General features: G+C 37.8%; 25 protein-coding genes. 8 read left to right on the plus strand and 17 right to left on the minus strand.

Annotation, left to right across the window (positions count from 1 at the left end; genetic code table 11):
• Position 1: 1 nt before the first annotated feature.
• From ACOKFD_RS14055 to ACOKFD_RS14080, 6 genes are all read right to left on the minus strand, one after another.
• Complete coding sequence (locus ACOKFD_RS14055) at positions 2 to 448, minus strand: hypothetical protein (RefSeq protein ID WP_422858488.1); 447 nt, start codon at positions 446 to 448, stop codon at positions 2 to 4.
• Positions 449 to 496: 48 nt separating this feature from the next.
• Complete coding sequence (locus ACOKFD_RS14060) at positions 497 to 937, minus strand: Hsp20/alpha crystallin family protein (protein ID WP_298995488.1); 441 nt, start codon at positions 935 to 937, stop codon at positions 497 to 499.
• Positions 938 to 1,034: 97 nt separating this feature from the next.
• Complete coding sequence (locus tag ACOKFD_RS14065; protein ID WP_422858489.1) at positions 1,035 to 1,454, minus strand: hypothetical protein; 420 nt, start codon at positions 1,452 to 1,454, stop codon at positions 1,035 to 1,037.
• Between the two features lie 97 nt (positions 1,455 to 1,551).
• Positions 1,552 to 1,956 (minus strand): hypothetical protein, encoded by a 405-nt coding sequence (locus tag ACOKFD_RS14070; RefSeq protein ID WP_422858490.1) that lies wholly within the window; start codon positions 1,954 to 1,956, stop codon positions 1,552 to 1,554.
• 9 nt (positions 1,957 to 1,965) lie between these two features.
• Entirely contained in the window at positions 1,966 to 2,820 is an 855-nt protein-coding gene (locus ACOKFD_RS14075) for a universal stress protein (protein ID WP_422858491.1), read from the minus strand.
• Between the two features lie 98 nt (positions 2,821 to 2,918).
• The gene (locus ACOKFD_RS14080; protein ID WP_422858492.1) at positions 2,919 to 3,761 is read right to left on the minus strand and encodes a universal stress protein; all 843 of its coding nucleotides are present in this window, start codon (positions 3,759 to 3,761) and stop codon (positions 2,919 to 2,921) included.
• Positions 3,762 to 3,973: 212 nt separating this feature from the next.
• On the opposite strand from ACOKFD_RS14080, the gene ACOKFD_RS14085 reads away from it, so the two are divergent.
• Positions 3,974 to 4,312 carry a hypothetical protein gene (locus tag ACOKFD_RS14085; protein WP_422858493.1) on the plus strand — a complete coding sequence of 113 codons (339 nt, stop codon included), beginning with the start codon at positions 3,974 to 3,976 and terminating at the stop codon, positions 4,310 to 4,312.
• 68 nt (positions 4,313 to 4,380) lie between these two features.
• Here ACOKFD_RS14085 and ACOKFD_RS14090 read toward each other — a convergent pair whose 3' ends face one another.
• From ACOKFD_RS14090 to ACOKFD_RS14115, 6 genes are all read right to left on the minus strand, one after another.
• Positions 4,381 to 5,232 (minus strand): universal stress protein, encoded by an 852-nt coding sequence (locus ACOKFD_RS14090; protein WP_422858494.1) that lies wholly within the window; start codon positions 5,230 to 5,232, stop codon positions 4,381 to 4,383.
• Between the two features lie 10 nt (positions 5,233 to 5,242).
• Positions 5,243 to 6,094, minus strand: a complete 852-nt coding sequence (locus ACOKFD_RS14095) for a universal stress protein (protein ID WP_422858495.1) — start codon at positions 6,092 to 6,094, stop codon at positions 5,243 to 5,245.
• An 11-nt stretch (positions 6,095 to 6,105) separates the two neighbouring features.
• Positions 6,106 to 6,951 carry a universal stress protein gene (locus tag ACOKFD_RS14100; protein WP_422858496.1) on the minus strand — a complete coding sequence of 282 codons (846 nt, stop codon included), beginning with the start codon at positions 6,949 to 6,951 and terminating at the stop codon, positions 6,106 to 6,108.
• A gap of 60 nt (positions 6,952 to 7,011) precedes the next feature.
• Entirely contained in the window at positions 7,012 to 7,857 is an 846-nt protein-coding gene (locus tag ACOKFD_RS14105; RefSeq protein WP_422858497.1) for a universal stress protein, read from the minus strand.
• Positions 7,858 to 7,947: 90 nt separating this feature from the next.
• Positions 7,948 to 8,997 (minus strand): response regulator, encoded by a 1,050-nt coding sequence (locus ACOKFD_RS14110; protein ID WP_422858498.1) that lies wholly within the window; start codon positions 8,995 to 8,997, stop codon positions 7,948 to 7,950.
• Between the two features lie 7 nt (positions 8,998 to 9,004).
• Positions 9,005 to 10,504 (minus strand): PAS domain-containing sensor histidine kinase, encoded by a 1,500-nt coding sequence (locus ACOKFD_RS14115; RefSeq protein WP_422858499.1) that lies wholly within the window; start codon positions 10,502 to 10,504, stop codon positions 9,005 to 9,007.
• A gap of 91 nt (positions 10,505 to 10,595) precedes the next feature.
• Between ACOKFD_RS14115 and ACOKFD_RS14120 the strand changes: the two genes are divergently transcribed.
• The gene (locus tag ACOKFD_RS14120) at positions 10,596 to 11,003 is read left to right on the plus strand and encodes a hypothetical protein (RefSeq protein ID WP_298995455.1); all 408 of its coding nucleotides are present in this window, start codon (positions 10,596 to 10,598) and stop codon (positions 11,001 to 11,003) included.
• Here the strand turns inward: ACOKFD_RS14120 and ACOKFD_RS14125 are convergent, their stop codons facing one another.
• Positions 11,004 to 11,825 carry a universal stress protein gene (locus tag ACOKFD_RS14125; RefSeq protein ID WP_422858500.1) on the minus strand — a complete coding sequence of 274 codons (822 nt, stop codon included), beginning with the start codon at positions 11,823 to 11,825 and terminating at the stop codon, positions 11,004 to 11,006.
• Positions 11,826 to 12,017: 192 nt separating this feature from the next.
• On the opposite strand from ACOKFD_RS14125, the gene ACOKFD_RS14130 reads away from it, so the two are divergent.
• Together ACOKFD_RS14130 and ACOKFD_RS14135 are read left to right on the plus strand one after the other, a co-directional pair.
• Complete coding sequence (locus ACOKFD_RS14130) at positions 12,018 to 12,470, plus strand: DUF2267 domain-containing protein (protein ID WP_422858501.1); 453 nt, start codon at positions 12,018 to 12,020, stop codon at positions 12,468 to 12,470.
• Between the two features lie 17 nt (positions 12,471 to 12,487).
• Positions 12,488 to 13,114: a WG repeat-containing protein gene (locus ACOKFD_RS14135; protein WP_422858502.1), complete on the plus strand. Its 627-nt coding sequence runs from the start codon at positions 12,488 to 12,490 to the stop codon at positions 13,112 to 13,114.
• A 32-nt stretch (positions 13,115 to 13,146) separates the two neighbouring features.
• Here the strand turns inward: ACOKFD_RS14135 and ACOKFD_RS14140 are convergent, their stop codons facing one another.
• The 3 genes from ACOKFD_RS14140 to ACOKFD_RS14150 all read right to left on the minus strand — a co-directional run bounded on the left by ACOKFD_RS14140 (position 13,147) and on the right by ACOKFD_RS14150 (position 15,116).
• The gene (locus tag ACOKFD_RS14140; protein ID WP_422858503.1) at positions 13,147 to 13,770 is read right to left on the minus strand and encodes a hypothetical protein; all 624 of its coding nucleotides are present in this window, start codon (positions 13,768 to 13,770) and stop codon (positions 13,147 to 13,149) included.
• Positions 13,771 to 14,230: 460 nt separating this feature from the next.
• Complete coding sequence (locus tag ACOKFD_RS14145; protein ID WP_106144148.1) at positions 14,231 to 14,602, minus strand: GerW family sporulation protein; 372 nt, start codon at positions 14,600 to 14,602, stop codon at positions 14,231 to 14,233.
• Complete coding sequence (locus ACOKFD_RS14150; RefSeq protein ID WP_422858504.1) at positions 14,586 to 15,116, minus strand: hypothetical protein; 531 nt, start codon at positions 15,114 to 15,116, stop codon at positions 14,586 to 14,588. The genes ACOKFD_RS14145 and ACOKFD_RS14150 overlap by 17 nt, the downstream gene beginning before the upstream one ends.
• Positions 15,117 to 15,227: 111 nt before the next feature.
• On the opposite strand from ACOKFD_RS14150, the gene ACOKFD_RS14155 reads away from it, so the two are divergent.
• Genes ACOKFD_RS14155 through ACOKFD_RS14170 form a run of 4 tightly spaced genes read left to right on the plus strand, consistent with a single transcriptional unit; the run spans position 15,228 to position 18,763 of the window.
• The gene (locus tag ACOKFD_RS14155; RefSeq protein ID WP_422858505.1) at positions 15,228 to 15,662 is read left to right on the plus strand and encodes a hypothetical protein; all 435 of its coding nucleotides are present in this window, start codon (positions 15,228 to 15,230) and stop codon (positions 15,660 to 15,662) included.
• Positions 15,663 to 15,718: 56 nt separating this feature from the next.
• On the plus strand, positions 15,719 to 16,813 hold the full coding sequence (locus ACOKFD_RS14160; RefSeq protein ID WP_422858506.1) for an efflux RND transporter periplasmic adaptor subunit: 1,095 nt from the start codon (positions 15,719 to 15,721) through the stop codon (positions 16,811 to 16,813).
• Positions 16,813 to 18,075, plus strand: coding sequence for an FtsX-like permease family protein (locus tag ACOKFD_RS14165; protein ID WP_298995429.1), 1,263 nt, complete (start codon positions 16,813 to 16,815; stop codon positions 18,073 to 18,075). The genes ACOKFD_RS14160 and ACOKFD_RS14165 overlap by 1 nt, the downstream gene beginning before the upstream one ends.
• A 10-nt stretch (positions 18,076 to 18,085) precedes the next feature.
• Positions 18,086 to 18,763 (plus strand): ABC transporter ATP-binding protein, encoded by a 678-nt coding sequence (locus tag ACOKFD_RS14170; protein WP_422858507.1) that lies wholly within the window; start codon positions 18,086 to 18,088, stop codon positions 18,761 to 18,763.
• 26 nt (positions 18,764 to 18,789) lie between these two features.
• On the opposite strand, the gene ACOKFD_RS14175 is transcribed toward ACOKFD_RS14170, so the two are convergent.
• Complete coding sequence (locus tag ACOKFD_RS14175; RefSeq protein ID WP_422858508.1) at positions 18,790 to 19,686, minus strand: universal stress protein; 897 nt, start codon at positions 19,684 to 19,686, stop codon at positions 18,790 to 18,792.
• Positions 19,687 to 19,776: the final 90 nt, after the last annotated feature.

A 19,776-nucleotide genomic window follows, 5' to 3' on the forward strand; every position in this document is an offset into this window, starting at 1 on the left:
GTTAACTCAGCAATTTTTTCTGCTTTTTTTTCTTCTTCATGATTTCAGATATCACCTTGAAGATGTACGACTTGGCAACTTGGTACTTTTCCAGGTGCGTTACCATGTCTTTAGCTAATCTTTTGTGCGTTTCCAAGTAGGCACTTTCCATTTTGATTTGATCAACAGCATCAACCATAATGATTAATTGATTCTCATGCAATTGTATCTTTTTGTGCAATAGTTGCGTATTTTTCTTAGCGGTAAGAAGCGCGTCAAAAGAATCTTTCACCTGATTGAAAAAGTTACCGTCCAACAAATCCAGCGTATAATCCTTTACAACATTATCCAGGAACTGTTGTTCATCTTTGATAAATTCAAGTTGGGACAACCAGCGCTTTGATTCCTTATGCATTTCATCCGCACTAAACCATTCTTGATAATGTTCTTTTCTATCGATTTTTTCCATGATTGCAAGATTTAGGCGGTAAATACCCTCATTCACCGCCTTGATTAATTAAACAACTTCAATAATCCGCTTGGGCTTTTCCTTCGCTTCTTCCATTTTAAAAAGGTGCATTTTCAAAATCCCGTCTTTATAGGTGGCTTTTACCTCCTTACTCTGATCTACCGCACTAGGAAGTTGCATACTTCGTCTAAAACTATTGTAGTTGAACTCCTGTCGAGTGTAAGCCTCTTCTTCCTTCGTTTCTTCTTTGGTTTTTTGAGCAGAGACTTCAAGAAGATCATCTTTCATGGTGATTTCAAAATCCTTTTTATCGAAGCCTGGTGCCGCAAGTTCAATTTCGAAATCATCTTGACGTTCTTTAACGTTCATTGCCGGCAACGATTTTTCCAAATTGAAGAAATCATCGTTGATAAAGGTGTCGCGATTAAAAAAATCGACTAGGTTTTCATTCCAAGGGAATCTGTTTCTGTTAAATCTAACAAGTGACATAATTATAATATTTAAGATTAATGAATTTGATTTGGAACAATTTAAATCTTACTTAAGCTTCCGCAAATGATGTAAATCAACCGGAACACTTTTAGGGCTACTTGGAAGGCTTCTTACGTTTCAAAATGGAACCCGCATAGTTGTAGATATCGGACTTCAATTTGATATAGTTAGTAAGATGTTTGGATACACGTTCGCTTAGTTCTTCATGTTTTTGGTAATAGACCGAATCACAAGCGGAAGTGGTACATTCCAAAATACCCCCTATAGTACTTTCGTGTTTATAGATGAGCCCTTTTATCTTTTCCTTCTCCCGTATTGATTTTTTGTATGCCACCTTGAAAAGCTCCAAACGTTCAAAAAGGTTCGGGGTTCTCGGTTCAAATACATAGGAGTGCAAAAGCCCATTTATAAAAGTCATTTCATCATCTATAAACTCAATATTAGACTTCCATTTTTGGAGGTCGCAGTAAAGTTCTTCCGGTTTTTTTCCTTGATATGAAGTTTTTTTTTCCAAAACGGATTCAAATTGATTAATAGGAAATGTATTGAAAGAGGACCTCAAATAAAATGACGTAAATCATGACATTTCCCCAAAACCTGTTAAAATACCATCAAATGTTCAAGGACTCCCTGGCAAGAGCTTTGAACTGGTTATGGGTCATGCTGTCAACCCTTTCATTGCTCTTGATTTTTTTGGCCAGGTCTGGGTTGTTCTCCTTGATATCACGAAAAAACCTATCCGCAGCCTCTGCTGGGCCAAAGAGTGCAATCTGGTCCGCATCCTTAATCAAACTGACAATGTTTTCAAAGTATCTTCTCAGCTGATGCTTTTCACGTTCAAGGTATTTACTGTCCTGGACAACATCCTGAGGGCCCCACTTAGTCTTTGATCGGGCTCCTCCTTTGGGATTAAAGAATTCAAGTTCGGAAGCAATTGTTGAAGAGCGCTCCAAACCATTTTCAAATACGACAAAATCGCACTTTTGCTTATCCATCCATATTCCAATTTTCTTCATCTTCTTGTATTATTTATTATCATTTAATTCTAGGATGGGAATTTTGGGGTCGTATCCTATTTCCTTTATAAGCGGATTGGATAGAATGCTGCCAAAAAACAGATGTCTACGATTCATAAATGAAATCATATCACAATTTTTGCTTTCAACAAAAACGTTTATCCCCTTTGCCACATCCACCTCTGGTAAGAAATGCGATTCGTAGTCTGCTCCATGCAGTATGTCCTCAAGGAGTTGTTTATTGGCTTTTTCCTTGGAACTCAACTTCCCATCCTTGTTTTTATCTATATGTACTACATGAATCAATGCATTATGCAACTTAGCCACTTCCAATAGGTGTTTTATTTCACTTTTCTTGAATGCAGTTTTGTAATCCGTTGGAAAAGCAATTGCTTTTGGATTACAATAAAAATGACCTTCAGGGACTGCAATTACGGGACATACCTTTATTCTTTCCATTACGGAAACTGTATTGGTACCAAAAATCCGATTCTTGGCAGCGGTGACACCTTTGGTTCCCATTACTATAATGTCAATGTCTTTTTTGGCAATTAGATTTCTAATAGCTTCTACCAGACTATTAAAGGTGCAGATACTGTGAAATCTGTGTTTTGGATTTTCAGGATGAATCTCTATTTGAGCCATTAACTTTTCCATCCCGTCCTCAGAAGCCTTTTTTCCCATTTCGTAAAAACGTTCACCGGGCTCTGGCACCATCATACTATCCAGATTGTATCCTGAAACCTGATATGCATTCAGAAGATAAAAATCACAATCAATATTCGCGTAAAGACCTTGGGCATACCTGATGGCATTAAGCGCATTTTTGGAATAATCGGTAGGGAGCAGAACTCTTTTATTCATAGTCTTGACTTTTCATTAAAACTACTTCAAGCGTCTTTTGTCCACTATGATTTTAGTCAATTTGACTTAAAATAGTTTTCGCTATTGATTGGTCAATTTTAATTATGGTATGGGAGTACCATAAACGGGACTATGGTATGAAAACCGATTTTCTTTATAGTAGGTTCTATGAAAATGCGCTCCATGAATGTATGCTTGTTCCGAACCATAGTTAAAAGTTCTATGTTGTGTTCAGTTTCATAACTGTTTATGGCTTCAATTAATTCTTGATCGGGCAAATTATGGTACACATAATCTGTACCCTTCATCTTGTTGAAAAGAACCGTTTTGTTCTTTTCTTGCTCCGCAGTAAGTCCTTTGGGTACAGCAACATGCATGATATGAAGTTTTGAACCATGCAATTTCATTACATCCCGCAGAAAATGAATGTCGGTTAAGTTATAGTCGATTTCAAAATCTGTTGGAAGCAAAATGTTTTTTGGGGCCTTGAAAATACTTTCTTGTGGAATGACCAAAACCGGTGCCTTAGATTTTTTTATCACGTGTACGGCGTTCGAACCTAAGAAGATTTCCTTTGCACCGGTAGCTCCTTGGGTCCCCATTATAACCAAATCCACAGTTTTGTTCTCTACCATTTCAGATATTTCATCCACTAGATGATTAAAGGCCGAATGGATGATAAACGTGTGTCTGGGATTGTTGAATTTTGCTTCTATCTCTTCCCGTTTTTTTTCCAAACGACTTTCTGTGTAATATTTATAGTCATCCGGGAAACCAATTTGACCCGGACTTCCAAGGGCATAATCTATACGGTAAATCGCAGGGGTGTAGACATGCATCAGATGGAATACACAAGTAGTGTCTTTATAAAGTTGGAGACCATATTCAATGGCGTTCTGCGCGTTTTCCGAAAAATCCGTGGGTAAGAGAATATTTAGCATGACTTCATATTTATAATTTCAAAAATAAATGGGCAGGGCAAGGTTTGCCATGATATGTATCAATCTAAAAAAGTATTTAAGGGCAAATAGTGAGATGATGCAAAGAGAGTTTGCCGAACAGAGGATATCGCCTAACATGAATTTTTGTTCTTACTGACATAGGTCATTTTCCAGAACTTTGGGTCAACCTAATTTGTTCAAAAAGTCAAAAAATGGAACAAATTGAAACAATCAGAAGCACTCTAAACCCAAAAAGATCCACAATGGAGACTTCGAAAAAACTTGAGGACTTTAAGAAAAAGCTTGGTGAGCTACAGATAATCCTCACCAATTATCTAAACATGAATTCTACAATACCTCATCTTGAGGAAACCCGCGAAATTGCATGGTCTATCCAAGAGCTTAGATTCAAGCATAAATCCTTGGTGCAACAATTTTCAGATACCGTGGAGACGGGCCGAAGCTTTTCTATTTTATCCCGCAGACTTGCAGGTCTTGAATCGGAATCCTATTCTTTGGAAAGAGTATTGGAAAGTCTAATCAAAACCTAACTTTAGGTGATATCCATCCAAGGCCTCTTCGACTGAAATTATTTTTTTCCGTATAGGAAATATTTCAACTATCCCTCAAAATCAGGTAGTACCAACAAAGGAATTTCACTTTTAAAGCTTACTTTTTTCACTATGGGTTCCTGTGTCAACTGTTCAAAAAAGGTGTGCTTGTAATTTGTAAGAACAATGAGATCCGCTCCCTGTTCCTTTGAAAAGTTGCGAATAGCTTTGGAAACAGTGGTTTTGATAGCTTCTTTGTAGAAACTAAAGGGTATTTCGCCAAAACGTTGCTTTAGGATTTGTTTGTTGGATCTTTGTATATCGTCTAGAACAAATTCCTGAGCTACATGAAAGATTCTGATTTCTGATTTCCAATGTTCCATCAGCTCGATTAGGGGATTGAGGATACTTTTGGGAAAGAAATGTGCATACTCTGTGGGAAATACAACCGTTTCAAGTGACTTGAATTCAAAAGAGCTTGGCACTGCGAGCAGCATGCAATTTTTAATGTTTTTGAGTACCCTTACCGTATTGCTTCCCATAAATATTTCCTTGGCACCACTTGCTCCTTGTGTGCCCATTATTATGCCATCAATATCCAGTTTTGAGATTTGCAGTTTTATGGTTTCCACCAATTCTCCTTGTATGGAATGGGTTTGAAAATGATGTTTTGTATTATGATGATTACGTTTGATATAGGACAATATCTTAGCGAGCTCCGTCTTGGAATGTTCAGCTAAAGACTGTTGTGAATATCCTGTTTTTACGGAACTTTTAAAACCTGAAATATTTTGAATTTTTGGTTCGTAAGCATGCAATAAGTGAAAGGTACAATCAAAATCCCCATAAAGTTTTATAGCGGTAAAAAACGCGTTCCATGCGTTTTCCGAAAAATCAGTGGGCATTAAAAGCTGTTTCATGTTTTCCAGTTTAAGTGTTTTCAGAAGTGTCCCTAATCACCAAAAAAGGCACGTTTGAGCTATACCCTATGGCATCCACATTTTGTTTGACAAGCAAACGCTCAAGGAATGCATGCTTTTTATTCATCATAGCAATCAAATCTATTTGGTTGTCTTCCACATAACTGTGGACAATATTGGGTTTGTACTGTTCAGTGATATCTTCAAACAATACTTTTCTTCCTTCAAAAAGCTTCCTCAAATGTTCTTTGTTCTGTAATTGGGCTGAAGATTTTTCATCCTCCTCGGTAGCATGAACAATATGGATTGTGGCATCCCATTTAATGGTCAACTCTTTTATAAGGCCTATGTCTTTTGACTTGTATTTTCTGGCATAGTCCGTTGGGAACAGGATATGTTCAATGGATCTAAATTGATAGTTTTCAGGTATAGCCAAAACCGGAGTATTTGATTTTCGTATAACATGAACTGTATTGGAGCCCAAGAAGAATTCTTTGGCACCCGAAGCTCCCTGAGTTCCCATAATGATCATGTCTATGTTTTCCTTGGAACAGATTTCTTGGACATGGTCCGTTAGTGTATTGAACGCCGATACGGTTTCATATTGATGCAATGGGTTTAGGTACTTTTTAGAGATATGGTCCAAAGTCCATTCCAAGCCTTCCAGAGAAGCATCAACCCCTTTATCTGGAATAGTGCTTACCGCAGGCCCCCCGATTAGGTAATCCAGACGGTAGAAGTTTGGGGTATAGGTATTCAATATATAAAACAAACATTTCTCATTTTTAAAAAACTCCAAACCATATATTATGGCGTTAAGGGCGTTTTTGGAAAAATCTGTCGGTAGGAGTATTTTTTTCATGACGTATCGGTTTATCTGGGCAGATTTTGCATCACCAGGAATGGAATTTTGATCTTAAGGCCCAGTTGGTCAATCGTAGAACTGTACAGCATATCCTCAAAGAAAGAGTGTCGGGAATTTACCATGGTAAGCATATCCACGTCGTGTTCTCCTATATATTCCAATATGGTTTCAACCCTGTTCTTTACAGGAGCTGTTTCAAAAAATAGATAGGCTTTGGTCAGATTGCCTTTTAGAAAAAGTTGGTTGTCAACTTGACGCGCACTCAAAACATTGAAATCCGATAGATATAGAAAGTGGATTTCTGATTTGAAGTTTCCTGCAAGCTCCGATAGCAACTTTAATTCCCTTCTTTTGAACGGGAGCATATAATCTGTGGGAAATAGAATAGCCTTGGGTTGTTTATACTCAAAATCAGAAGGGACAGCGAGCACTGGACACTTTACATACTTGAACACTTCTATGGTATAGCTTCCAAAGGTAGTCTTGTGCGTACTGTTTTCACCATGGGTGCCCATAATGATAAGGTCTAGGTTATGTTTTTCAACCAAATCATTCGCTGCATCCACCAAACTGTCAAAAGCAGCTATGGTGATAAACTTATGTAATGGGTTGGGTGGCGTCCCTTCTACAGAGGAAACAAGTTCTTTAAGTTTTTCCTCAACTTTTTTGCGAATATCACGCTCTAAGGTTTTTCGTGTTTTAACCGTTGTGGTTTTGTACGGACCGTATACCTCTTCGGCAAAAGCATGCAAAAGATAAAACTCTGCTCGGTTGCACTTGTACAGTTCTTGCGCATATTGTAGGGCCTGCAGTGCATTCTTGGAAAAATCAATTGGAATCAGTATTGTTTTCAAGGTCTAATTTTAACCTTAAAAATATGGGCCGGACTCAACACATAAAATGATATTCCTCATTCATGGAACTCTGGATACTTGTTTTTGCTCATGTACCACGTAGAAGGGAACCGTGGTATGAAAACTGATTTTTTCCACGATGGAGTCAAACAGAATTTGCTGTATAAAATTTAAATTTTTGGCTACCATAATAATCATATCAACATCCCTGCTCTCAACAAAACACTGGATGGCCGCCTTTACTTTTCTATTGGTAATCGTATGAAAACTGTATCGCTCCAAAAATGATTCAATCAAGTAATCCTTCAAGTATTCTTTATTTTTTAATTGTTCAGAATTTAACTCAGTATCTCTTTTCAATACGTTCATGACCCGTATTTTACCAAAATTTAATTTCAACATTTCCGAAATGGAATTCAAAATACCGTGAGTATAAAAAATGTTGAAATCTGTGGGGAATGCTATCTCTGCGGGCATTTGAAATGCCACATCCTTAGGAATCACCAAGGTGTTGCACTGTACTTTGGTAATCACATCGCCAGCATTACTACCCACTACTTTTTCGCGTAAACCGGAAACGCCTTTTGTGCCCATAACAATAAGATCAATTTGCTTTTCTTCAAATTGCTTCTTAATGGTCTCTATAAAAAACCCTTGTTCAACTACAAAGTTGAATCTGTGATTGGCACCATTGCTCCATTTTTTGGCCCTTGTATTTAATTTAGACATATGAAGTTTGGATACTTCATATTTTTTGGAGGATGTGGTGTTCTTTTGCGTGCTTAACAGTGGTGCTACGTGAAGTAGATAAAAGTTGCAATCATTTTCTTTAAAGATTATTTGTGCGTATCGCAATGCGTTTTCAGCATTTTCAGAAAAGTCTATTGGGACCAAAATATTCTTCATCACCAAGGGAATAACGTCACTAATTTAAAGTGGATCAGAATATTATGTAATGACAAATATCAGATAATGGGAACATTGGGGGTATGAAAACTATTGAATATGCATCAAGGTTTCCCTATCCAATATTCTAATGTCCCTATTTTCTACCTCAATCAACCCCTCATGCTTGAAATCTGACAAGGTGCGAATCAGACTTTCCGTTGCTACTCCCGCAACATTGGCGAGGTCACTACGGGTTATTTGCAAAGATTTTGTGGGACCTTTTCCCATGGCTTTTTCGAATTGTAATAAAGTTTGGGCGGTTTTCTTTCGAACAGAACTGTATGCCATTTGCAATAATTGCTTTTTTATCTCGGTAATGTTGCCGGCAAGCACTTCCATCAGCTCAAGGGAGACATTTTTGTTATCCTCCAGGATGGTTCTCAGTTCTGATTTCGCTATACCGGCCATTTCAACATTCTCAATGGCCACTGCGTATTCTTGATGGGGTAGATTTTCCAAGAGAGAAGTAAATCCCAAAAACTCGTCAGCTCCATAGAGAGCGGTGATCAGTTCTTTGCCCTGTTCATCCAGTCTGTAACATTTTACTACGCCCTTTAGTATTAAATAAATGGTATTCGAATGCTCACCTTCACTATATACCGTTTCCTCTTTCTTAAATGAAACTATTTGACCATAATCATCAAAAAAGTTTTTCAACTGATGCAATGAGCGTATTTGGTTCCTTGTTCCTTGCTTTTGATGTTTTAGTGATATTAAGGAATCAATAAGCTTTGCTTTTTGCAGTCGAGAGTGGATTGCGTTTAAAAGCTCTTCTTCTTCAAATGGTTTGGTTAAGTAGTCATCGGCTCCTAGATTCATGCCCTTGCGTACGTCTTGCCGCTCCGTTTTTGCTGAAATAAATATAAAAGGTATATGCCTGGTTTCAGGGAGTGAGGATAATTCTTCCAAAACACCATAACCATCAAGTTCGGGCATCATAATGTCACACAGGATTATATCTGGCAATTCCTTTTTTGCAATGTCCACAGCTATTTTGCCATGGGCTGCGTCAAAAACCAAAAATCCGGATAAATCAAGAAGTTCCGCTATGTTCTCACGTAGTGATGCGTCGTCTTCTACAAGTAAAATCTTTTTCATGGGTCGCCTATTTAATGGGAATCTTTACCATAAAGGAGGAACCTTTGTCCAATTTACTTTCAAAAGCTACTGTTCCGCCAAGGTTGTTCATGTGCTGTTTTACAATATTCAGCCCAATCCCTGTGCCTTGAGTGGTAAGTACATTGCTTGCTCTAAAATACCTATCAAAAACAAAAGGTTGTTCTTCTTCGGGTATGCCTAGTCCTTCGTCTTTGACCTTGATCGTCAAGTGATGTTGGTCTTTTTCAACCAGGAGTTCAATATTTGTGTTTTCCGGGGAATATTTAATGGCATTGTGCAAAAGATTGGAAAGGGCCAAAACCATTATTTTCTCATCAAATGAAATGGAAATTCCATCTATGTCCTTGGGATAAATTATGTGTTGACCTTCCTTTAAAAGGGTATTTGCATTGTAAACAACCTCATTGATCACTTTGCTCAAAGAAAAATTTGTTGAATTATACTTTACCTTATCGGAATCCAAACGCTCTATGGACAGAAAATCAGTGAGGATGTTATCCAGATATCTAACTTTTGTTTTAATAGTTTCGATATGCTTATCACGTTTGTCCTGTTGATCTCCCTCTGTATACTTTGATAAAAGGGATGTTGAGGTAAGTATACTTGTCAGAGGTGTTTTGAATTCATGGGATACCAGAGACAAAAACTTGGTCTTTAGCTCGTTTAGTTTTTTCTCAGCCTTTAATGCTTCGCTAAGTTGCATGGTACGCTGCTCAACCTTGTTTTCAAGAGTCTGGGTATAGTTTTTACGTTCCGTGATATCCAATACAATAGCAACGCAAACCCTTTTCTTACCGATGGTTGATAACTGCAAATGTGCCTCTACAGGATATGTTGAGCCATCTTTTCTGCGGTGGATGGTTTCGAACTCTATCTTTTCTTTGATACCATTGAGCAAAGGTCTTATCAACCGTTTCAAACTAGCTTGCGTAAGTTTGGGTTTTATATCTAGGATGGATTTCTCTTCCAGCTCTTCAAAGTTGTACCCCAAGTTCAATTGAGCCCCGTAGTTCACGTCAAAAAACCTAAAACTCTCTATATCAAAAACAAATATTTCGTTGCGTGATTCATTGAAAATCCTATACCAGTGATTTATGGCCTGCTCTGCTCTTTTTCGTTCGGTTATGTCCACGACCAAGGCCATTATGTAATCCTTGCGAAGTAATTTAAAGGGGTTCAACCCGATTTCGAGGGGAAATTTGGTACCATCCTTTCTAACTCCTTCTAAATCTAGCCCAAGTCCCATACTTCGCTTTTTGCCTTTGGCGAGGAAATCCTTAAAATGCGACTCATGGACTACTCTACTATTTGTTGGTAATAAAACACTTAGGCATTCTCCATTCAAACCTTCTTCAGGATACCCAAACATTGCATTGACCACACTATTGCTGGCAACAATGGTTTGTTTGTCATTAACTATAAGAATACCTTCCGAAATGGCCTCAGATAGGATTTTGAAAATACTATTTTGCTCGAAGAGTTTCACCTCTTAAAGGTAGTTTAAATTGCTGATCTTGGTCATTTAACAATACATCCAAAGGTGATACATTGTACTTGTAATACTAAATATAACTGTCATGATGGTTACCAACAAAAATATAGGAAAAGCGTTTTATCAAAGTCTTGGAAAGCTGTTTTATGCGGTGGCAAAAGCGGACCATAGTGTTCACATAAAGGAGATAGACAGGCTTAAGGAAATGGTTAGAGAGCATTGGTTGGAAGTGGATGAAGTTGAGGATGAATACGGTACGGATGCCGCTTTTCAAATTGAGACTGTGTTTGATTGGTTGTTGGAGAATGAAAAGGATGCAGTTGAGTGCTACGAAGATTTTGAAAGGTTTTATACGGATCATAAGGCTCGTTTTAATGATCAAATCAAATATTTGATTATGGCAACGGCTAGGTCCATAGCCTCTGCATTTTCTGGAAGAAATAAGTCCGAATTGATTAGACTTGGTAGGTTGGAGCTACTCTTTAAGACCTGACTAAATCTTAATGGTCATTAAGGGTAGTTTTACCGTGTTGGCCATTTTTTCCCCTATGCTCCCCTTAAAGAAATGGGCGATGCCCTTTCGGCCATGCGTGGGAATCACTACCATATTTGCAGAAATGGATTCCGCGAAGTTGAATATGCCTTGCTCAACATTAAAATCATGATAGATGTTCAATTTGTGAGTGTTCCCGATTATCGATGTGAAATCGGCTACTTTTTCGGCAATTTGTCGGCTGTTCAAAAAATTGGAACCTTCCGTATTAATATAAACCAGTTGAAGTTCGGCATTAAAAAGATTGGAAAAATCAAGTGCTTTTTTAAAGGCCGCACGATTTTCGGCTTCAAGATTGCAGGCGAAGACCACATTTTCTATCTTAAAGTCATGATGAGGTTTTTTAATGACCAACACCGGGACTTCTGCAGAACGGACCACTTTTTCCGTATTGGAGCCAACAAATAGCCGGCTGAATCCTCTTGCACCGTGAGAACCCATAACTATCAAATCTATTTGCTGTTCTTGTGCCACTTTGTTTACTTCCTCAAAGACCTTGTAGTTTTGAATAACCGTCTTTACAGGAATCCCCATTAAATACGACTTGTTGGTGTATTCATTTATTTTTTCTTTGGCCAAATTCATATAGTATTTGGCCTCTTCTTGTTCATACAATTCAGATTTAGCCAATACAGATTCGGAAACACCCATCATGTGAAAAATGGTAATAGTTGCGTTAAGTTTCCTGGCCAATTGAGCGGCGACCTCCAAAGCATATTCCGAGCAATCGGAAAAATCTACAGGTACCAATAATTGCTTCATTTCCATTTTTTTGATGTTTATCTAGGTTATTTTATTTAAGACTGCACACAGTTTCAGTATGGGACATGTCCTGTTATTGAGTCTAGGAATATGTTGGATTAAAAGTAATGGTGGATTATGGCAGATACTATGACCCACGTCATTTTGTATGAAGCCTACTACTAGCATATTTGTTCTTATAAATCCTAGGTTATGGCACTAAATTTCAATCAATATGCTTCAGAAGGCAACAAGTTCTTAAAGGAATATACCAAACAGATGAATTTGGGGGATAATACGGATAAGGCGGGCAGAATATTGACTTCTGTTCTGTATGCATTACGAGATATCATACCAATTCAGGAGTCGTGTCAATTTATGGCGCAATTACCCATGTTCTTAAAAGGGGTTTATGTGCACGGCTGGAGTGTTGGAAAGAAAAAACCAAAAATCAAGCGTATGCCCGAGTTCATTGATTTGGTGCGCAAACACGATGGGGCAGCGGCAATAAATGATTTTGAGTATAGCGAGGAGGTAGCGGAACAATACATCAAAACAACCTTTATTTTTTTGAGAAAGTATGTATCTCTGGGTGAATTGGAGGATATACGGGATTCGCTTCCAAAAGACCTTAAGGATATGGTCTACTCCAATATCATGTTTTAACAAAAAAAATCAGAACAATGGAACTAAAAATCAAATCAACCTTAGCTGCATTCTTTATGTTATCGGGCCTTATGGCGCAGTTGCCTGAAACTTTTGATAAAGTAACACCATTTAACGAAGGCATGGCCGCAGTACAAAAAGGAGACGAATGGGCTTTTATTGATGATTCAGGAGCCCTTGCCATAGATTTCCGCAAGGATGTTCATTGGAATATGGAAGCAAAAAAACATTCAAATGGGATACATGCCATCGAATACCCACATTTTTCAGATGGCCTATGTATGGTAATGACCTATGTTGAGGATATTCCCATATATGGTTTTATAAACCCCAAAGGAGAATTGGCAATTGAACATCAGTTTTTAAATGTAAACCCTTTTAAAAATGGGTATACCATTGGCATTGTTTATGAGAAAGTATTGAGGGGACAGAACGAGTTTAAATTGAATATTTATGAATACAAGTTTCACGAGGTCTTGATGGATACTTCTGGTGATATTGTGAAATTTCTAAGACGACGATATAATATTCAAATGAGAAAGGATCGCTACAAAGTACCCATGATTAATTCTAAGTTGTTAAATGATCAGTTGATAGCTGTCAAAACGGATAATGAATGGCAAATACAAAAGATAGACCTCTAGACATCGTTAAATATTGACCCTAATATTGACGCCTATTTGGCGGTTAATTTGTCAAGGACCAGATACCAAACAACAAACGAAAGAAGTGTGAACTTTTGTATCATGGGTAATAGGTCTACCCAAAAGTCAATAAGGTACAAGAGGTTGTTGGAAGTGAGTGCAACCAAAAACAATATACCTGCCCATAATTGTTCGTAGTACCTGTTTTTCGCAAGGTCCAAACACACAAAAAGAACGGAAAAAATACCCGATAGCCCAGAGAAAAAAATGATACGATCATGATTTCCAAAGGGTAGCAATAGCATCAAAAAAATGGAAAACAGACCAAGCCCATGCCAGATTATTTGATACCATCCATAATTTGGTCTTAACACCATAATCAGTTTTCTCCACAAGAACAACAATCCAAAACATATGGACCATAAGGCCACAACAGCAAATGGTCTGGCGGTATTTCTATATAGGCCTGGGATGCTGGGTTCAATCAAATCACAGAGATAACCGTCCCAAATTGAAATTGTATTATTTGGGGAAAGTAAAGCCAATGAATGAACATGGATAAGTATGGAGATCAAATAGAAAACAATGAAAACAGCCAAGGCCATTTTGGGAATGGTCTTTCTTGAAATAGAATTATGCCAAGAAAAAGTTTCCATAGGTTCATCAAGATTCTGGAAGGAACGTCTTCAGATAACTGGGGTGGCTATAAAAAAGAACAGGAGGTTTGCACCTCCTGTTCCGCTATGAAAAAACCGATTTCATTTTTATACCATCACCTTGTTTTCAATACTCTGTTGCCAAAATATCTAAGACAAAGCATCAGTACTTGATGAAGTCAATTTTCCACCAGGCCTCTGTTCCTTATCGGTTCAAAGACCAACCGGTATGCGGATAAGCTACAATGAACTCTTCCTCTTTACACTGCCGTAAAGGTCATTCCGGTCTTTATCAAAAATTCTCATGAACGTCATTAATGGTGCTAAAGTATAAAGAGTCCATAATACCTGAAATGACCTAGGTCAGTTTAAGAAAGAAATATTCAAAATCAATGATTCATTTCAGAAAACATAATTAAAAAAGGCATCATGAAAGAATGCCCTTTTCAAAACAATCCAATTAAACCGTTTCTTTTTCTGCCTGTTGTTTCTTTGTAACGATTTTTTCTATCAGTTCAGGAACTTTTTCAAAGGCCGCCGCAAGTCCATGGGATTTTCCTGCTTCCAAAAAAGATATTTCGTTATCCTTGGTTACCAAAAACCCAATAGGCTCAATGCCCATTCCCGCACCTGCACCAAGACCTTCACCTTTGCGTATTTTTCCATCAACACCTTCGCCACCTCCAGAACCAAATCCCATACCCACTTTAATTACAGGTACGCATTTGAACTCACCCAGTTGAAATTGCTCTCCAACTATGGTATCTGTTGTAGCTTCTGTTTTAATAAAATCCGTAATCTGTTTCAGTAATTCTTCAAATTGTAAATCCATGACTTTTTGTTTTATAATTAATAAATGATTTTAATAAGTGAATTGGCCTATTTTGTATCTGCAAAATCAGACCATTGGTATCTCTAAAATTGATTTGACAGGGCAATCCGTAAAAATTGATCAAAGCGAAAACCGGATATAGTTTGGCATTGGTTATGTAATCCCCTGTATCGATATCAAGCCTAAATCTTTTGAGCCTAAAAGTTCTCAGCAATGCTATTATCTGGCCCAAAGACCAACCTTTTTTCTTGTTCTCCTTCTTCTTAACTCCTTTTCTTGTTTTTTGAACTTGTTTCTTTCTTTTATCAAAAGGAGAAAAATAACGGGTGAAAAAGAACACCTTCAATCCAATTTTTAGTATTGAATCCTTGTCCGCCTCCAACCACATTTTTGCCAAACCTTTAAAGGTTATTTGGTACTGATTGTTGAAAGTGTTTATTGTCAACTCCATAGGCAGGAATAAAAAACCTATCAATACCAGAATAAGCAAAGACAAAAGAATAAGGAATATCATGTCTTTTAATGGCAAAAGAAGTATAAAAATCACCCCTGTACAATGACTGTAATCATTTTACGCCTTGTGTTTGGAAAGTAGTTTTGTCAAGGTCCATAAGCCGTTTTTGTCATGAAAAAAGTACACTTGTTCGTATGGTTTATTGCGTTCGGTATCGGGATTCTTTCCGCTCAAAAAAACACTTCCAAATTGCATCTGTTTGAAACAAAATTTGACATTAATACTGTTGAAACAGTTAATGGTGTGATACATACGGTTGAGACCATTTTGACTTCGGATAAAGACTATTGTTGTATACATCTTCAACTTGAAGATAATGAGGGCAAAGTAAACATCCATGTTGGACCGGATTGGTATTTGGAAAAAAAGCATTTTGAACTGAAAAGGGGAGATGTGCTAAAGGTTACCGGTTCTAGAATCATCTATGAAGGAAAGGAGCTTATCATAGCTATGCAGATTGAAAAGAACGGAAGCATCCTTCCACTTAGAAATGAAAAAGGATGTCCCTTGTGGCAGGAATGTCGCAAGGACTCTAAACCCAACTAATGCTAAAATTGAAAAGTTGAATGGTTATAATCCAAAACAGTAGAAAAAAGACTTTTATGAAAACCATCAATAAATACCACCTAGTTTGTTTTATTTCATTTTTATGGGTTGTTGCTTGTACTAAAAAGGACCAAAGAACATATCCGCAAAAAGTACCGCTAACCGAATCGGTCTACGCTTCTGCAACTATTCAACCAGATAGCCTTTACGAGGCTTATTCTTCTGTGTCAGGAATTTTAGATTACAACTTAGTGGAAGAGGGCGAAATGGTGAAAAAAGACCAGGCTATTGTCCAAATAGGGAATTTGGAAACTGAGATGAACAAACGAAACGTTCAGTTATCATTAAGATTGGCACGTGATAATTATGAAGGGGAAGCGGCTATTTTGAGGGAAATTCAAGACGAAATTAAAACAGCACTTCTACAGCTTAAAAATGACTCCATAAATTACTTCAGGCAAAAAAATCTATGGGAGCAAAACATTGGTTCAAAGATTGAGTTTGACAACCGGCAATTGGCTTATGATCTTTCACAGAATACCCTAAGGTTATTGAAAAGGAAATACGAGCGAACACAAAATGAATTGTCCACACAAGTGATGCAAGCTGAAAACGATGTTAAGGCCGCTCAGAAGATATCAAGAGATTTTACCATAGCTAGCAAGATTGATGGTACCGTTTATGCCCTGTATAAGAACCCAGGTGAAATTGTGAGTACAAATGAGCCAGTAGCGGCGGTAGGTCATAGCAATAGATTTCTTATAGAGTTGCTTGTAGATGAAGTCGATATCGTGAAATTGGATATAGGCCAAAAAACATGGATCCTATTGGATGCATATGGCGACCAGGTGTTTGAAGCGAAATTATCCAAGATCTATCCAAAAAAAGACGAAAGATCGCAAACGTTCAAAGTAGAGGCCACGTTTTTATTGCCCCCTAAAAAACTCTATCCCGGTCTATCGGGTGAAGCAAATATTGTTATTGCGGAAAAGGATGAGACTTTGACCATAATGAAAGAATATCTAATAGATGGTTCCAGAGTACTGACCAATGAAGGAGAAGTGCCTGTCAAAATTGGCATACAGAGTTTGGATAAGGTAGAGATACTGGATGGAATAGATGAGAATACGGCCATACTAAAACCCAACTGATGATAAACTGGAAGGTCATTTTAGAAATTGCCAAAACCCATTTGGTTACAAAGAAGAAGTCAACGATTACAGCAACGTTAGGGGTTACCTTTGGTATTGGTGCCTACATCACTTTAGTGAGCTTTATGACCGGTCTCAATGAAATGCTTGACGACCTGGTACTGAACCAAACGCCCCATGTTCATATCTACAATGAAATAAAACCCTCTGAAAAACAGCCAATAACACTTATTGAAAATTTGGACGAAGCTTTCAATGTGGTACACTCCATAAAACCAAAACAAGGGCAGCGAAAAATACATAACGCCCTACCTATATTAAACTATTTGCGAAACGATGAAAATGTTAGAGGGGCTACTCCTCAGTTGCAGGCTCAAATATTCTACTTATCAGGATCTATTGAATTGGGCGGGAATCTTGTTGGCGTGGATATTATGGAAGAGGTACGACTTTCGAATATTCGAGACAACATAGTCGAAGGAACTCCGGAAGCATTGAAAAATTCTGAAAATGGAATCCTTCTGGGAGCTGGGCTGGCAAAAAAAATGTCACTTTCTGTTGACGATAGGGTACAGGTCAGTACCGCTGAGGGGAATATTTTTCCTCTCAAAATAGTGGGCATCTATCAAAGTGGGATAGCAGAGATAGACAATATTCAAAGCTTTGCAAAATTAAAAACGGTGCAACGTGTTCTGGGGGAAGCGGAAAACTATGTGACCGATATCAATATCAAACTTTTCCAAATTAATGAAGCGGAACAAATGGCCAACCGGTTAGAAAAACAATTTGATATTGAAGCCATCGATATCAATGAAGCGAATGCACAATTTGAAACGGGTTCAAATATTAGGAACCTTATTACGTATGCCGTATCCGTTACTCTTTTGATAGTTGCAGGATTTGGTATCTATAACATTCTTAATATGCTGATCTACGAAAAAATGAAGGATATCGCCATTTTGAAAGCCACTGGTTTTTCAGGACGAGATGTTAAATACATCTTCATGAGCCAGGCCATAATAATTGGTTTTATCGGTGGGGTGTTGGGCTTGTGCATTGGGTTTCTGTTATCCAAGCTTATTGACGGAGCCCCTTTTGAGACCGAAGCATTACCTACGATTACCACCTATCCTGTAAACTATAAACTTGGTTACTACATGATTGGATTCTTTTTTGCCTTGTTATCAACCATCATTGCAGGGTATTTACCATCAAGAAAAGCAGGTCGCATTGATCCTGTTCAAATAATACGGGGAACATAAACAAGTTGATATGGGCCTTATTCTGGAAGCAAAAAGCATAAACAAGCACTTTTATAAACCTAAGGATTTTCATGTGCTAAAAGATATTTCATTTGGCATTGAGGCTGGTGAATTTGTATCAATAATGGGTAAATCAGGTTCTGGTAAATCGACACTCCTCTATATACTTTCCACCATGGATACAGATTATTCAGGTTCACTTTTTTTAAATGGAGGCTTGGTCACGGGCAAAGAGCATCAAGAGCTTTCCCGAATACGAAATAAAAGCATTGGTTTTGTATTTCAATTTCATTACTTGCTTTCGGAGTTCAGCGTTCTTGAGAATGTGATGCTTCCCGCAAAGAAACTTGCGGAAAAATCATATGATGAAATAGAGCATGATGCTCTTGAAAAGCTTAATATGCTACATATTGAACATCTGGCCACTAAAAAGGCCTCTAGGATCTCCGGAGGGGAAAAGCAGCGGGTGGCCATAGCACGGGCATTGATAAACAACCCTACCATTCTAATGGGAGATGAGCCAACGGGCAACTTGGATAGTTTTAATGCGGAAAATGTGTTTCAGATTTTTAAACAATTAAAAGAGGAACAGGCACTTTCCCTTTTGGTGGTTACGCATGATGGCGACTTTGCAAAACGAACGGACCGCATTATCCAAATGGAGGATGGGCGTATTGTACATCAATAAACTGATTTGGTTCCTAGACGTGCTTTTCAATTTATTGTTTGCTCTTTTAATGTATCGTTGGAATCCCGAGCGAACATGTCCACTATACTTTCTTTGTTGAAGACCAGCAGTGGAATGGATATTTTGCCTTCTATGGTTTCCACGGTATCCTTGCAGAAAAGCCTATCAAAAAAAGAAGGTTGCTCACGCTCCATCATCACAAGCATTTCGGGGATTTCTTCCTTAATACTATTATGAATCCCTGATTCCACGTCATCGGCATATTCAATGGAGAAAATAATCTCAGGATAATCAATCCTTTTTAATACCTCTTCTTTAAATACTTCCATTTTCTCGTCAACATTAACCTCTGTTTTGAGGGGAATGTGAAAGACCTTGATCAAGGCACCATAAGATTCAACCAGTTTTGCCACACGTTTAAGGGCGAAGACATCCGTAGGCTCAAAATCTGTTGCGTAAAGCACGGTGGAAATATCATGAAGATGATAGTCGTCGGGTAGAATGAGCAATGGAGATTTAAGTTTGTCCATTAAATTCTCCGCTATATTGCCCGTAAAGAATCCTCTTAATGATTTTGTGCTTTTGACTCCTACCATGACCAAATCAGCATTGATTTCTTCAGCGGTTTTTAAAATAGCTTTTGAAATATTGGTGCTTTTTACTGCATGAAAATCTGCATCCACAGCTCCAAGCTCATTTTTTAACTGATTTTTACAATACTTTTTAAGTACGTCAAGTTGATCTAGAAAATAGTTTTTTTCCAAAATACCCCTTGACCTAACATTAGCCGTTGTAAAGGGCTGTAGGTCGTATACATGTAGAATGTGCAGATTGGCGTTTAGTACCCTGCTCAGCCTATGGGCATATTTTAACGCGGCCGAGGTAGTTGGAGTACAATCTGTGGCATAGAGTAATGTTTTCATAACACTTGTCTTTGGATTTTCATAAAGTTATTTCATAGGAATACCATGGCAAATGACCTATGTCAGGGTTAATGGATTTGGATGAATCAG

The sequence above is a fragment of the Flagellimonas ulvae genome (assembly GCF_049333175.1).
Taxonomy (GTDB): Bacteria; Bacteroidota; Bacteroidia; order Flavobacteriales; family Flavobacteriaceae; genus Flagellimonas.

Coding starts and splice junctions, on each gene's coding strand:
- ACOKFD_RS14150 (WP_422858504.1), bottom strand. CDS start 15,116: ATGATATTCCTTATTCTTTTGTCTTTGCTTATTCTGGTATTGATAGGT.
- ACOKFD_RS14085 (WP_422858493.1), top strand. CDS start 3,974: ATGGAACAAATTGAAACAATCAGAAGCACTCTAAACCCAAAAAGATCC.
- ACOKFD_RS14145 (WP_106144148.1), bottom strand. CDS start 14,602: ATGGATTTACAATTTGAAGAATTACTGAAACAGATTACGGATTTTATT.
- ACOKFD_RS14130 (WP_422858501.1), top strand. CDS start 12,018: ATGGCACTAAATTTCAATCAATATGCTTCAGAAGGCAACAAGTTCTTA.
- ACOKFD_RS14095 (WP_422858495.1), bottom strand. CDS start 6,094: ATGAAAAAAATACTCCTACCGACAGATTTTTCCAAAAACGCCCTTAAC.
- ACOKFD_RS14170 (WP_422858507.1), top strand. CDS start 18,086: ATGGGCCTTATTCTGGAAGCAAAAAGCATAAACAAGCACTTTTATAAA.
- ACOKFD_RS14165 (WP_298995429.1), top strand. CDS start 16,813: ATGATAAACTGGAAGGTCATTTTAGAAATTGCCAAAACCCATTTGGTT.
- ACOKFD_RS14080 (WP_422858492.1), bottom strand. CDS start 3,761: ATGCTAAATATTCTCTTACCCACGGATTTTTCGGAAAACGCGCAGAAC.
- ACOKFD_RS14140 (WP_422858503.1), bottom strand. CDS start 13,770: ATGGAAACTTTTTCTTGGCATAATTCTATTTCAAGAAAGACCATTCCC.
- ACOKFD_RS14175 (WP_422858508.1), bottom strand. CDS start 19,686: ATGAAAACATTACTCTATGCCACAGATTGTACTCCAACTACCTCGGCC.
- ACOKFD_RS14160 (WP_422858506.1), top strand. CDS start 15,719: ATGAAAACCATCAATAAATACCACCTAGTTTGTTTTATTTCATTTTTA.
- ACOKFD_RS14155 (WP_422858505.1), top strand. CDS start 15,228: ATGAAAAAAGTACACTTGTTCGTATGGTTTATTGCGTTCGGTATCGGG.
- ACOKFD_RS14075 (WP_422858491.1), bottom strand. CDS start 2,820: ATGAATAAAAGAGTTCTGCTCCCTACCGATTATTCCAAAAATGCGCTT.
- ACOKFD_RS14070 (WP_422858490.1), bottom strand. CDS start 1,956: ATGAAGAAAATTGGAATATGGATGGATAAGCAAAAGTGCGATTTTGTC.
- ACOKFD_RS14060 (WP_298995488.1), bottom strand. CDS start 937: ATGTCACTTGTTAGATTTAACAGAAACAGATTCCCTTGGAATGAAAAC.
- ACOKFD_RS14105 (WP_422858497.1), bottom strand. CDS start 7,857: ATGAAGAATATTTTGGTCCCAATAGACTTTTCTGAAAATGCTGAAAAC.
- ACOKFD_RS14055 (WP_422858488.1), bottom strand. CDS start 448: ATGGAAAAAATCGATAGAAAAGAACATTATCAAGAATGGTTTAGTGCG.
- ACOKFD_RS14110 (WP_422858498.1), bottom strand. CDS start 8,997: ATGAAAAAGATTTTACTTGTAGAAGACGACGCATCACTACGTGAGAAC.
- ACOKFD_RS14090 (WP_422858494.1), bottom strand. CDS start 5,232: ATGAAACAGCTTTTAATGCCCACTGATTTTTCGGAAAACGCATGGAAC.
- ACOKFD_RS14135 (WP_422858502.1), top strand. CDS start 12,488: ATGGAACTAAAAATCAAATCAACCTTAGCTGCATTCTTTATGTTATCG.
- ACOKFD_RS14125 (WP_422858500.1), bottom strand. CDS start 11,825: ATGAAGCAATTATTGGTACCTGTAGATTTTTCCGATTGCTCGGAATAT.
- ACOKFD_RS14120 (WP_298995455.1), top strand. CDS start 10,596: ATGATGGTTACCAACAAAAATATAGGAAAAGCGTTTTATCAAAGTCTT.